Origin of the sequence: Nocardiopsis potens DSM 45234 (assembly GCF_000341105.1) — a bacterium.
Lineage (GTDB): Bacteria > Actinomycetota > Actinomycetes > Streptosporangiales > Streptosporangiaceae > Nocardiopsis_A > Nocardiopsis_A potens.
The window spans coordinates 117,640-129,675 of sequence record NZ_ANBB01000025.1; the positions used below are offsets into that span (position 1 = coordinate 117,640).

10 protein-coding genes are annotated in these 12,036 nt (G+C 76.6%); 6 read left to right on the forward strand and 4 right to left on the reverse strand.

Translation table 11 applies throughout. The annotated features are described in order from the left end of the window. Window positions 1-326 precede the first annotated feature (326 nt). Window positions 327-998 (forward strand): HNH endonuclease family protein, encoded by a 672-nt coding sequence (locus D459_RS0110165; protein ID WP_017592898.1) that lies wholly within the window; start codon window positions 327-329, stop codon window positions 996-998. Between the two features lie 102 nt (window positions 999-1,100). Here the strand turns inward: D459_RS0110165 and D459_RS0110170 are convergent, their stop codons facing one another. Further along, a complete protein-coding gene (locus D459_RS0110170; protein ID WP_017592899.1) occupies window positions 1,101-1,697 on the reverse strand; it encodes a snapalysin family zinc-dependent metalloprotease in 597 nt (198 codons plus the stop codon). A 613-nt stretch (window positions 1,698-2,310) separates the two neighbouring features. Continuing rightward, on the reverse strand, window positions 2,311-3,093 hold the full coding sequence (locus tag D459_RS0110175; protein ID WP_017592900.1) for a helical backbone metal receptor: 783 nt from the start codon (window positions 3,091-3,093) through the stop codon (window positions 2,311-2,313). Between the two features lie 130 nt (window positions 3,094-3,223). Between D459_RS0110175 and D459_RS31295 the strand changes: the two genes are divergently transcribed. After that, a complete protein-coding gene (locus tag D459_RS31295; RefSeq protein ID WP_017592901.1) occupies window positions 3,224-4,420 on the forward strand; it encodes an ADP-ribosylglycohydrolase family protein in 1,197 nt (398 codons plus the stop codon). 142 nt (window positions 4,421-4,562) lie between these two features. On the opposite strand, the gene D459_RS0110185 is transcribed toward D459_RS31295, so the two are convergent. Continuing rightward, entirely contained in the window at window positions 4,563-5,546 is a 984-nt protein-coding gene (locus D459_RS0110185; protein ID WP_017592902.1) for an Acg family FMN-binding oxidoreductase, read from the reverse strand. 219 nt (window positions 5,547-5,765) lie between these two features. Between D459_RS0110185 and D459_RS0110190 the strand changes: the two genes are divergently transcribed. From D459_RS0110190 to D459_RS36835, 3 genes are all read left to right on the forward strand, one after another. Next, on the forward strand, window positions 5,766-6,962 hold the full coding sequence (locus D459_RS0110190) for an FAD-dependent oxidoreductase (RefSeq protein ID WP_017592903.1): 1,197 nt from the start codon (window positions 5,766-5,768) through the stop codon (window positions 6,960-6,962). Window positions 6,963-7,085: 123 nt separating this feature from the next. Next, window positions 7,086-7,367, forward strand: coding sequence for a hypothetical protein (locus D459_RS31300; protein ID WP_017592904.1), 282 nt, complete (start codon window positions 7,086-7,088; stop codon window positions 7,365-7,367). Between the two features lie 267 nt (window positions 7,368-7,634). Further along, the gene (locus D459_RS36835; protein WP_017592905.1) at window positions 7,635-8,537 is read left to right on the forward strand and encodes a hypothetical protein; all 903 of its coding nucleotides are present in this window, start codon (window positions 7,635-7,637) and stop codon (window positions 8,535-8,537) included. A gap of 371 nt (window positions 8,538-8,908) precedes the next feature. Here the strand turns inward: D459_RS36835 and D459_RS36840 are convergent, their stop codons facing one another. Continuing rightward, a complete protein-coding gene (locus D459_RS36840; RefSeq protein WP_017592906.1) occupies window positions 8,909-9,526 on the reverse strand; it encodes a helix-turn-helix domain-containing protein in 618 nt (205 codons plus the stop codon). 115 nt (window positions 9,527-9,641) lie between these two features. Between D459_RS36840 and D459_RS0110210 the strand changes: the two genes are divergently transcribed. Further along, window positions 9,642-10,778 (forward strand): aminotransferase class I/II-fold pyridoxal phosphate-dependent enzyme, encoded by a 1,137-nt coding sequence (locus D459_RS0110210; RefSeq protein WP_020380115.1) that lies wholly within the window; start codon window positions 9,642-9,644, stop codon window positions 10,776-10,778. Window positions 10,779-12,036: the final 1,258 nt, after the last annotated feature.

The window sequence follows — 12,036 nt, forward strand, 5'->3', positions numbered from 1 at the left end:
ATCCGGCGCGCGGACGCGCCCGGTGTCCGGTTGCTTCGTGCCCCATCAGCGTGGCCGCCCGGTGCCCTCCGCGGGGATCGGATCCGCGGCCTGTGGACGACGGGCCTGTGGACGACCGCTCTGTGGACGAGGGCCTGTGGACGGGAGGGGGCGGAGAAGCGCCGCCGCGGACGGCCGGCCGCCCCTCGCGGCCGACACCTGCCGGCCACGGCGGCGGCCGCACATCGTCATCGACGCTTAACCGGCGGTCATTGCGGTCCGGGCCGGTTCGGTCCACCCTCGAAGGTGCCGGAACCAACCCGCTCTATCCGGAGAAACGGAGCACCATGGCGCACCGAACCCCCCGCTTCCCCCGCACCTCCCTCGGCAGAACCGCCGCCGTCCTGCTCGCCGCGGCCGGCCTGGCCGCCTTCGCCTCCCCGGCCGAGGCCTCGGTCCAGGCGGCCTCGCTCCCGCCGGGCATCCCCTCCACCGCCGACGCGCGCACCCAGCTCGCCGGGCTCGACGTCCGCGAGGAGTCGGAGTCCTCCCCCTACGACCGGTCGCTCTTCCCGCACTGGAACGCCGTCGAGGGCAACTGCAACGCCCGCGAGTACGTGCTGCGCCGGGACGGCGACGGGGTGGAGGTCGACGACGCCTGCCGCGCGGTGGCCGGCAGCTGGTTCAGCGAGTTCGACGGCGTCACCGCCGACGACGCCTCCGACATCCAGATCGACCACATGGTCCCGCTGAAGGAGGCGTGGCGCTCCGGGGCCGACTCGTGGAGCTCGGCCAAGCGGACCTCCTTCGCCAACAACGTCGAAGGGCCGCTGCTGTGGGCGGTGACCGGCTCCAGCAACCAGTCCAAGGGCGACAAGGACCCCTCGGACTGGATGCCCCCGCGGGCCGAGTCGCACTGCGACTACGCCAAGGCCTGGATCAACTCCAAGCACCGCTACGACCTGGCCGTCGACGGAGACGAGAAGAGCGCCCTGGAGGGCGTGCTGAACGGCTGCTGACGGGCCGGCGCGCCGCCCCGGGCGGGCGGCGCGGAGCGCCCCGCCGGCCACGCGGCCGGCGGGGCGCCGCCGTTCCACCGGGGGTCCCGCACCGGGGCCCGGTCAGGGGGCGTCGACCAGCACCCGGCCGTCGGCGGGCAGCTCGCTCGCGGCGCCGGAGCCGTACAGCAGCTCCACCCGGGCGCGCTCCTGCGCGTTCGGGGTGGCGTTGGTGCAGCCGACGCCCCCGCTCGCCCCGGACATCAGCTGCGAGCACGGGCCGGGCTTGGTGTCGGGGAGGCCGAGGCTGTGCCCCATCTCGTGGGCGGCGATCCGGGTGGTGTCGTGGCCCTCCCGGACGGCCTGGCGGCCGAACTCGATCCAGACCGACCCGCCGGGACGCACCGGGCCGAGCACCGCCTGGGGCCACCCGTCGGTGGCGATGACGGTGATCTCCGCGTGCTCCCCGGGCGCGGCGGGGACCAGTTCGACGTTGTCCACGGCGGCGTTCCACGACTCGGCGCCGGCCGCCACGGCGTCCTTGAACTCGGCGGCCCGGCTGTCGTCGTAGCGGAGCGTGGTCTGCTGGACCGCGACGTCGTCCTGGGCCCGGGGCTGCGGCGCCGTCGCGGCCCCGGCCGCGGCGGGCGCCGCGACCGAGATCAGGCAGGCGGCGGCCGCCGTGGTGAGCAGGGAGAGCAGGGGGGACTTTCGCAGCATGCGCATCTCCTTCTGAGCGGGGGCGAAGAGGTCGCACTGCGGACGCCCGGTGAGGGCTGCGCCGAGTGTACGCAGCATCGCGGACGGTAACAAGGGGTGTGCGGTACGGAACATCGCGTCATTTCCGGACACGACCCCGCCGCGGGCCCGCCCCCGGACCGGTGCCCTCAGACCGGCGGAGGAAGGGGAGGGCCGGGCCGGCGCCGCTCCCGCCGTCCCCTTCGACCGGGGCGGTGCCGCGCGGCCGGACCGGGGCCGCCGGCGGGGCCGGTGCGGAGCCCGCACCTCTCGGGAGCCGCCGCCCCGGGGCCCGGGACGCGCAGCGCACGCATGCTCCGGTCGCCGGATCCGCACGGTGCGCCCCCGGAGAAGAGTCCGTTCCGTGCGCGCCTGCGCCTCAGCGCGGAGCGGGGACGCCGTCATGCCCGGCGGGGGGACAGCGGCCGGGCGGAGCCGCCGGCGGCAGGCCGCCAGGGTGAGCGCGGGGCGGCGGGCGCGCACCTTTCGGGAGCCGCGCCGTCCCCGGGCCGGTGCCGCGCCGTGCGCGCACGCTCCGGCCGGGACCGGCCGGCCTGCGCGGTGCGCCCGGGGACGGGGGACGGCCGCCGTCCGGTCAGCGGGGCGGCGGGGCGAGCGCCTCCGCCAGCCGGGACCCGGCCGCGACCAGGGACGGGCCGTACCAGGTGAGGTCGCGGCCGGAGAGCAGGACCACCGGGATCCCGGGGAACGCCTCCGGGCCGTCGTCCGCGGTGAACCGGTACGGCTCGTCGGGCAGCAGCACCGCGTCGGGGGAGCGCGCGGCGATGCCCGCCGGGTCCGTCGCCGGGTAGCGGGCCTCACCGCCGAACACGTTGGCCGCGCCCAGCCGGGCCAGCACGTCCCCGGCGAAGGTCCCGCCCCCGACCACCATCCACGGGTCCCGCCAGATCGGCACCGCCACCCGCAGCCGCGGCGCCGGGACCGGGCCGCCCCAGGCCGCCGCGGCCCCGGCCAGCCACCCCGGCTCCGGCAGCCCGCACACCTCGACCAGCAGGCGGCGCAGCGAGCGCAGCGCCCCCGGGACCGTGCCCACGTCGGTCACCCACACCGGGACCCCGGCCCGCTCCAACTCCGCGACGTGCCGTTCGCGGTTCTCCTCCTTGTTGGCGACGACCAGGTCGGGGGCGATCTCCGCGATCCGCCGCAGGTGCGGGTTCTTCGTCCCGCGCAGCCGCTCCGCGGCCAGGCCGGGCGGGTGGGCGCACCACTTCGTGCACCCGACCAGGAGCTCCGGCCCGGTCTCGGCGATCGCCTCGGTCAGCGACGGCACCAGCGAGACCACCCGCCGCACCCGGCGGGGCAGCCGAACGGCCCGCCCCAGGTCGTCGCGGAGCACGCGCGCACCGGACCGGACCATGCCGCCTCCTCCCGGGAACCGCCCCGGCCCCCACCCTGCCACCGGGCGGCGGCCGCCGGAACCCGGTTGCGCCCGGGGCGGGCGGCGAGCAGGATCGGGGCGCACACGGCCCCGACCGGACAGGAGCGCCATGCTCGACCACGACTCCCGGCTCAGGCCCGACCGAGTGGCCGGCTGCCTGCTCGGCGGCGCCATCGGCGACGCGCTCGGTGCCCCGCTGGAGGCGATGGCGCTGGCGGAGATCCGAGAGCGGTACGGCCCCGAAGGGCTCACCGACCGGACCCTGATCGAACAGAGCAGCGGAGCCGGCGGCGCCCTGCGGATCAGCGAGGAGACCCAGCTGGCGCTGCTCACCGCGAACGGGCTGATCCAAGGATCGGTCCGGGCCCGCAGCAGGGGCATCGGCGGAGCCACCCTCGGTATCATCCAGGCCTCCTACATCACCTGGCTGGAGCGGATGGACCGCACCGAGGACGGGGACTCCGGCCACTCCTCGCTCGGCATCGGCCTCGGGCTGCTGGGCGACCCGGCGCTGGCGGTACCCGCCCGAGCCGGCCGCTCCACCACGGAGGCCCTGCGCAAGGCCGCCGCCCGGGACAAGCCGGGGTGGCCGCTGGGCACCCTGGAGGAGCCGATCAACTCCTCCAAGGGTTCCGGCGGTGTGGTCCGCGCGGCGGCCTGCGGCACCGCCCACTCCCGGGAGGCCGCCTTCGAGCTGGGGTGCCGGACCGCCGCGCTGACCCACGGCGACCCCGGCGGCCACCTCCCCGCGGGCACGCTGGCCGCCGCCGTCTGGTCGCTGCTGCGCGGCGCCGACCTGGAGACCGCGCTGGAAGGCGCCCGCGCCGAGCTGGCGGAGCACAAGGGCCGCAAGGAGACGGAGCGGGCACTGAACGCCGCGGTCCGGCTGGCCGCGAAGGGCGACCCCTCCCCGGAGCGGGTGGAGAGCCTCGGCGGCGGGTGGACCGGCCCGGAGGCGCTGGCCGTCGCGGTGTACGCGGCGCTCGCCGCGGAGCGGCTCCAGGCCGAGAGGCAGGCGGCCCAGCCCTGGTCGAGGCAGTGGCGGACGGTCGGCGGCCCGGGGCTGCTGCTCGCCGTCAACCACTCCGGGGACAGCGACGCCACCGGCGCGCTCTGCGGCAACCTCATCGGCGCCCGCCACGGCACCCTCGCCTTCCCCGGCCTGTGGCAGTCGGAGCTGGACGCCCGCGGGGCGGTGCTGCGCCTCGCCGCCGACCTCTCACTGGAGTCCGGCCCCGACGCACCGAGCGACCCCCGCTGGGGCGAGCCGCCGATGTCCTGGGTGATGCGCTACCCGGAGGCGTGATCCCGGCCGGCGGCCTCGCCGGACACCGGGACGGGACCGAGCGGGGGGACATGCGCGCGGAGCACGCGGCCGGTGCCGGGAACGCCTCGGCCGCCCTGGCCGCCGGGACCTGGACGGGACCGGGGCCCGCCCGGGGCGGAGGTCAGGCCAGGCCCGCCACGCCCTCCTCCGCCTCCCGGCCGGCGGGCTCCTCCGGGGCCGGGCGGCCCAGGCGGAGCAGCATCTGCGGGTGCTCGGCGGTGCAGAACCGCTCGGTGATGAACGCGCGGAGCAGCGGCTCCTCCAGCGGCTGGGTGTGGAACGCCCCGGCGTACCCGGCGTCGGCGGCCGCCAGCAGGACCCGGTGCAGCGCCTGACCCGCGGCGAGATGCGAGGCGCGGTCGTCGGAGGCGGTGGTCAGCAGAGCGACCGTCCCGACCTCGGTGCCCCGCGCCTCCCGGAGCCCGGCGACCCGGCCGTGCCCGTAGTCGCGCTCGGGGAACAGCGGAGCGCCGGCGCCCGGCGCCGGGAAGTCCTCGGCGTGCACCCCCTCCGGGGCCGAGTCGCCCTGCCCCCGCACCCACCGGTCCTGCTCCTCGGTTCCGGCCCGCTCGACGCGGCGCAGGTGCTCCGCCGCAGTGACCAGGCCGGACAGCGAGCGCACCCGGTCCGGGTCGGTGACCGGGCGCAGCGCCGCCCCCTCCAGCGCGGCCGCGTCCCCGAGTCCGCGCAGCACCACCGCGTCGGACAGCGGCCGCTCGAACAGGCCCCGGTGGGTGCGCCTGCGCTCGATCGCGGCGTAGAGCCGCCGGTCGGTCGAACCGGGCTCGCCCTCGCCCGCGGAGGTGATCTCGGCGAGCAGCGCGGGCCGGTCCGGGTCGGGCAGCGTCCGCACCTGGGGGCGCACGCCCTGCGCGCGCAGCGCCACGCGGATGCCGTACAGGGCGGCGCCGCAGCTCAGCACGAGCTCCCGGGACTCCGGGTCGGCGACGCCGAGCCGCTTGTCCGGGTCGGCGCCGAGAGTGATCCGGTCCCCGTCGCCGCCGATGATCCACGGTCGGGAACCGAGCACCGACGGGGCGCGGCCGCCCGCCGCCCGGGCCGTCGCGAACGCCTCGTGCAGCGGAATGTGTGATCTGCGCGTCATCGCCCCTCGCCTCCGCCCGCGCCGCCACTTGCGGGAGAACCCCTGTTCAGCAGGGTAGACGCGGGGTACGCGGGCGGGCGAGGGAACGCGCGGGGCGCCGCGCGCCGAACGGCCGCCGGGCCGGGAAGTCACATCCCGCCGGACCCCCGTGTCATCTCTGCGAGGGCGGGTCCCCGGACCCGCCCGCAGAGCCCGAACCACGACGAAGGAGACCGGGACATGCAGGGCATCACGGTGGTCGGCGGCGGGATCGCCGGGCTGGCGGCGGCGATCGAGGCGGCCGAGGGCGGCGCTCGGGTGACGCTGCACGAGGCGCACGCCGAACCGGGCGGCCGGGGCAGAGCGATCGGCGGCCCCTACACCGCGCACGAGGGACCGCACGTCTTCTACGCGGACGGCCCGCACTGGACCTGGCTGAAGGAGCGCGGCCTCACCGGCCGCCTCGTGCTGCCGCCGCTCCGCGCCGGACTGCACGCCGGCTTCCGGCACCGGGGGCGCTTCACCCGGATCCCGCCCGCCGGGTTCCTCCGGATGTCGGCCGACCGGAACCGGACCGCCCCGGTCGACGAGGACTTCCGCACCTGGGCGGGGCGGCACTACGGCGAGCAGGCGGCCGAGGCCGCGGCGAACGCGGTCGGGGTCGTCACCTACGTCGCCGACACCGGGCGGCTCTCCGCGGCCTACGTGTGGAACCTCTTCGGCCGGATCTTCGGGCCGAGGGTCCCCGCGGTCCGCTGGACGGCCGGCGGCTGGCAGGCGGTGGTCGACCGGATGGTCCGGCACGCCCGGGACCTCGGGGTGCGCATCGAGACCGGCTCGCGGGTCACCGAACCGCCGGAGGCCCCGGTGATCGTGGCCACCGAGCTGTCCTCGGCGCGCACCCTGCTCGGCGACGCCTCCCTGGAGTGGGAGAGCGGGTACTGCGTGCTGCTCGACATCGCGGTCCGCCCCGGCCGGCGGGACTCCTTCGTCATGTTCGACCTGGACGAGGGCGGCTTCCACGAGAGCTACTCGATGCAGGACCCGACGGTGAGCCCCGCCGGGGAGTCGCTGTTCCAGCTGGACATGCCGGTGCGCGAGGGGGAGGGGCACGCGGAGGCGCACGCCCGGCTGCGGCGGCTCGCGGAGACGGCCCTGCCCGGCTGGGAGGAGCGGACCGCCTGGCAGCGGACCGGGACCGCGCGCGGCCGCACCGGCGCGCTCGACCTGCCCGGCACCACCTGGCGCGACCGCCCGGCCATCGCCCGCGGCGACGGCGTCTTCCTCGCCGGGGACATGGTGGCCGCCCCCGGCATGCGCGGGGAGATCTCCCTCAACAGCGGCGTCGCCGCCGCCCGGGCCGCGCTGCACGAGCTCGGCCTCAGCGACGCCCCGGGCCCGGCGGCCCGGTTCGGCGCCCGGCCGCTCCGCCGCTGACCCGTCCCGCCGTCCGGGGGCCCCGCACCGGGGGACACCCGGACGGGCCGGGAGGCGGAACCGCCCGGGCCCGGGCGGAGTCCCATCCCGGAGACGCCAGGGCGACGTGGGGGAGGAGCACCGGTGAACACAGCCGAAGGCCGCTGGGGGATCCTGATCGAGGAGAGCGCCGGCGGTTACCGGGGCCGCATGGTCAACAACCCGGCGGAGGTGCCGGCGTACCCGACGCGGGACATCGCGCGCCAGGCCGCCTATGCCACGGCCCGGGAGTACATGCCGAGCCACCCTTCCGCACCGCGGCAGCGCACCGTCCTGCGCCGCAGCCCGGACGAGTACACGGTGATCGTGAAAGGCATGATCGAGACGCACCACTACCACGTGAGCGTGGTCGAACTCCTGTCCTGACCCGGTGCCGCTCTTCTCAGCCGAGGATCCCGCTCCGCCTCCGCCCCCGATCGTGCGGAACGGTGTCGGAACGCCTCCCCGCCACACCGTCCGGGCGTGCAGGAGCGCCGCTGCGGTCTGCCGGGGCGGCTTCGCCGGCCCTCTTTCCGGAGGAGGAAAGGCCGAGGTCGAAAAGGAATTCCAGAAAGGTGGGGAGGGGGCTACCCTGCCTTTCCGGAAACGGGCGGCGGGCGGGCCTCCCCGGAATTCGAGGAGGGCGATGCGGTGATGGCCGAAAGGCATCGGGCCGACCGGCCGGTCCCGGTTCTGCCGAGGGCCGTCACCGGGGTGCGCGTCGACCACGCCCTCCGCCCCGAACACGGCGGCGACCGGGTCGCCTTCCGCGCCGACTTCGAGCCGGTGCCGGGCAGGAAGGGCAAGGGCTTCACGGTCCGGGTGGAGCCCTCCGAGGCCGGCGGAGAGGTGCCCGCGCCGCTGCGCTCCGCGCTGACCAAGGCGGTCAAGAGGGCCTGGGAGGACGGCGTCCGAGGCGCCCCGGAGTACAGGGCGCTGGTCACGCTGTACGACGTCGAATGGCGCCTGGACGGCGACCCCGCCGGTGCGCCGGTCCTCGAGGAGGCGGCCGAACTGGTCGCGGCCGAGGTGCTCCGGGTGCTTTTGGAGCATGCGTCTCCGGTCCCGGTGGGCCGACGGGCCCTGCCCAGGCCGCCGCTCCCGCCTCGGGCGCTGCGCGGCGTCTACGTCCGCTACGTCTTCCAGGGGGCATGTGGTCCGTTCGCGATCACCTGGGCCGACGTGGAACCGCTGCCCGGCGGTGCCGACGCCGAGGACCTGGTGCTCGTCGATGACCTTCCGGAGGAGGGCGGACCGGACGGCCCGCTTCCCGAGGAGTACCGGGACGCGTTCTTCGAAGGGGTGCGCCAGGTGCTGGAACGAAAGGGACGCGGCCGTCCGCCCTATGCCCTGAAGGTGGTGCTGCGCGACGCGGTCCAGCACCTGGTCGACTCCAGCGAGCACGGCTTCCGCATGGCCGGGGTGTACACCGTGCTGGAGGCATTGGCCTGCTTCGAGGAAGGACGTGATCCCCGCCCGGCCGGCCGCGGTTCCCCCGCTGCCTCCGGCGGCCTGAGAGGGATTCCGCCCATGCCGCGCACCCGCCGCGGGGCCTGACCAAGTGCCCGGCGGCGTGCGCCGGTGCGGACTTCCCGCGGCGAAGGCCGAGGCGGCCGAGGGAGCCGACGGCGGAGATCGGCGGAGCCCCGCCTCTCCCGAAGGCCCGCCACACCCCGCAGCGGTCGCGCCGGTGTCCCTCCGCCCCCTGCCCGGGGCGCTGCCGGTAACGGCCCTGTCCAAGTCCATGTCCATGGTGACCTCCGATCCGGGGTGCGGACGCGCCCCGGTGCCCGGTTGCTTTCCGTCCCCGCCAGCGTGGCGGCCCGGGGCTCCCGGTTGGGATCGGATTCAAGAGCTGTGGACGGAGACTTGTGGACGGAGCCGCGGCATCGGCGTCGGCGCTCGGCCGGGCCGGGCATATCGGCCGGTCAACCTGGGCGGGGGCCGAGGTGGACCACGCGGACGAAGGCCGCAGGGGTCTCGCCGGCGGGGGCGTAGGCGTAGTCGCGGTCGCTGGACAGCCGGGCCGAGGCGCCCGCCGGGAGTTCCGCGGTGCCGTCGGCGGTGCGCAGTTCCAGGGTGCCCGAGGTGACCAGGATGAGCTCCTGGGATCCGGGCGGGTCGGGGCGGGCGTCGTAGCGTTCGCCCGGGAGCAGCGTCCACTCCCACAGCTCGGGGCCGCCGCTGCCGGCCGCGGCGATGTGCAGCAGGGCCCGGCCGCCCTCCGGGCCGCGCCAGACCTCGACCGGGTCGGCGGAGACCTGGACCGGTGCGTCGTCCCGGGGAGCGGTGAGCGCGGCGAAGTCGGTGCCCAGAGCCCGCGCGATCTTGTCCACGGTGACCAGGCTGGGGTTGGCGGCGCCCTGCTCGATCAGGGTCAGCATGCGCCGGCTGATCCCGGCCCGCTCGGCCAGAGCCTGCACGGTCAGTTCCGCCCCGCGCCGGCGGCGGCGCACCTCCGCGCCGATCCGTTCCAGGAACCGGGCGCCGGGCCCGCCCGCGTCCTGCTCCTCCGGGCCCTGCCCCGCTGCGCCCCGCGTTGACATCGCACCTCCCGTTATGAGCAATATATTGAACATTATGTGCAATGGGCTTTCGGTGTCGAGTCCGCCGCCCGGGAGCCCGCGACGAGAACGATGACGAACGATGACGGAGCCCGCCATGCCAGCCGCCCGCTTCACCCCCTTCGAACTGGAGGAGTGGCAGTCCCGCTACGAGACCACGGTCCGCCGCAACCTGGCCGACAGCGGCTGCCACCCGCTCACCCTCGGCGAACTGCTCGGCCCGGACCCCGCCGCGGTGGACCGGCTGCTCGCCGCGGACCTCCACTACCCACCGGTCGGCGGCACCGCGGAGCTGCGCGCCCTCATCGCCGAGCAGCACCGCGCCGACCCGGAGAACGTGCTGGTCACCGTTGGCGCGGCGGAGGCGAACGCGATCACCGCGGCCGCCCTGGTCGGCCCCGGCGACCACGTCGTGGTGATGGAGCCCGGCTACCGGCAGGTGCGCGGCAGCGTGCTGAACGCCGGCGCCGAGGTGGACGCCCTCCCGCTCGACCCCGACGCGGGATGGCGTCCCGACCTCGACGAACTCGACCGGGTGCTGCGGCCGGACACCCGGCTGATCGCGGTCGCCAACCCGAACAACCCGACCGGCACCGTCCTCACCGGGCGGGAGATGGACGCGATCACCGCCGCCGCCGAGCGCGCCGGGGCCTGGATCCTCGCCGACGAGGTCTACCGGGGCACCGAGCGGCTGACCGACGAGGTCACCCCGAGCTTCTGGGGGCGCTACCCCAGGACGGTCTGCGTGGGCAGCCTGTCCAAGGCGTTCGGCCTGCCCGGCCTGCGGCTGGGGTGGCTGGTCGCCCCGCCCGAGCTGGTGCAGGAGGCCTGGCGGCGGCACGAGTACGCGGCGATCTCCACCGGGACGCTCTCCATGCACCTGGCCGAGGCGGCCCTGGCCCCGGGGAACCGGGAGCGCCTGCTCGCCCGCAGCCGAGGCCTGATCCGGGACGGCCACGCCCGGCTCAAGGCCTGGGTCGACGGGTCCGGCGGCCTGCTGTCCATGGTGGACCCGCAGGCCACCGCGCTCGGCTTCGTCCGCTACCGGCTGCCGAGGTCCAGCACCGAGGTGGCCCACGCGCTGCGCACCGACGGCGGCGTCCTGGTCGCCCCGGGCGCCCACTTCGGCGTCGAGCACCACCTCCGGATCACCCACGGCCTCCTCCCCGAGGAACTGGACGACGCCCTGGCCTCGATCGGGCGGGTGCTGGAGAGCCTCGCCGCGCAGGACTGACCCGGAGCGCCCCGCCCCACGGGGCGAGGGTTCAAGCGGGCGGGGAGGGAGACCGGCCGGTCGGTCGGGTGTGGCGCCCCACGAAGTGAAGGCCAAGACGGGCGGCGACGGCAGCGGTGGGAGCGGGGCGAGGGTGGTCGCCCGGGCGCGGCGCCTCACGGGGCGGGGGTTCAAGCGGGCGGCGAGGGCGGCGGCGAGGACCGGCCGGTCGGTCCGGTGCGGCAGAGCGGGGCACGGCGGTCGGGGCGGGGGCAGGCGGCGGGTTCGCCGTGCCCGCGTCGCCCAGGCGGCGTGGCCGGCCGCCCGTGAAACCGCTCCCCCTCCCTGACCTAGGCAAATACGCAGGGTGATGGCGAGGCAGGGCGCCCTGCGCACCGCGAGAGCACCCCGGTGATTCCCGGGCACGCATCCCGGCCCGGATCGGCCCTCTCGGGGCCCGAAACACCCTGATCGAGCCGGTGTTGGAGGGTTCGAGCCGCCCGCAAGGCCGCAAAGCAGGGGGCCGGAACCCGGGAAGGGCAGAGGCGGGGGCGGGGTGTCGCTTTTGTCCTGCCGAGAGGGCCCGCCTTGGCCACTCCGGGTAACCGGAGAGGGGAAACGGGGGCTTCGGGGCTCACTACTCGCTGGTAGATGTAATCGGGGTGCTGCGGAGGTGCGCAGGGCGCCCCTGCCTCCGCCCGATCCCCGCCGCGAACCGGGCATAGGGGATAAGGTCCCCTGGCGGGCCCGGGCAGGCGGGCCGGCCCGCGCCGCCGGGGCGCCGCCTCCCCTCGCCGGGAGCACGCGCCGCCCCGGGCCGGTGAACGTGGCGCCCCGCCCCTTCCCGCCTTCGCTGCCTGCTTGAACCCCGGCCCCGCGAGACGCCGCGCCCGGGCGACCACCTGCACCCCGCCCCTACCGCTGCCGTCGCCGCTCGTCTTGACCTTCGCTCCGCGAGGCGCCGCGCCCGACCGACCGGCCGGTCCCCCTCCCGCTCTCGCCGCCCGTCTTAAGCTCGACCCCGTGGGGCGCCGCGCTCGGGTGGGGTGCCCGGCCCTGGCCCTTCCCGTGCCGTCGCCGCCCGGTTGAACCCCGGCCCTGTTGGGCGCCGCGCCGGACCGACCGGCCGGTCCCCCTCCCGCCGTCGCTGCTCGCCTGAACCGCACCCTCGTGAGGCGCCGCGCTCGGGCGATCACCTTCGCCTCGCCCCTTCTTTGGCCGTCGCTGCCTGCTTGAACCTTCGCTCCGCGAGGCGCCGCACCCGGGTGAGACGCCCGGC

Excerpts from the sequence above, each read along its gene's own strand:
- D459_RS31295 (WP_017592901.1), top strand. The coding sequence starts at position 3,224 with ATGCTCGACCACGACTCCCGGCTCAGGCCCGACCGAGTGGCCGGCTGC.
- D459_RS0110210 (WP_020380115.1), top strand. The coding sequence starts at position 9,642 with ATGCCAGCCGCCCGCTTCACCCCCTTCGAACTGGAGGAGTGGCAGTCC.
- D459_RS0110185 (WP_017592902.1), bottom strand. The coding sequence starts at position 5,546 with ATGACGCGCAGATCACACATTCCGCTGCACGAGGCGTTCGCGACGGCC.
- D459_RS0110165 (WP_017592898.1), top strand. The coding sequence starts at position 327 with ATGGCGCACCGAACCCCCCGCTTCCCCCGCACCTCCCTCGGCAGAACC.
- D459_RS0110190 (WP_017592903.1), top strand. The coding sequence starts at position 5,766 with ATGCAGGGCATCACGGTGGTCGGCGGCGGGATCGCCGGGCTGGCGGCG.
- D459_RS36840 (WP_017592906.1), bottom strand. The coding sequence starts at position 9,526 with ATGTCAACGCGGGGCGCAGCGGGGCAGGGCCCGGAGGAGCAGGACGCG.
- D459_RS0110175 (WP_017592900.1), bottom strand. The coding sequence starts at position 3,093 with ATGGTCCGGTCCGGTGCGCGCGTGCTCCGCGACGACCTGGGGCGGGCC.
- D459_RS0110170 (WP_017592899.1), bottom strand. The coding sequence starts at position 1,697 with ATGCTGCGAAAGTCCCCCCTGCTCTCCCTGCTCACCACGGCGGCCGCC.
- D459_RS36835 (WP_017592905.1), top strand. The coding sequence starts at position 7,635 with ATGGCCGAAAGGCATCGGGCCGACCGGCCGGTCCCGGTTCTGCCGAGG.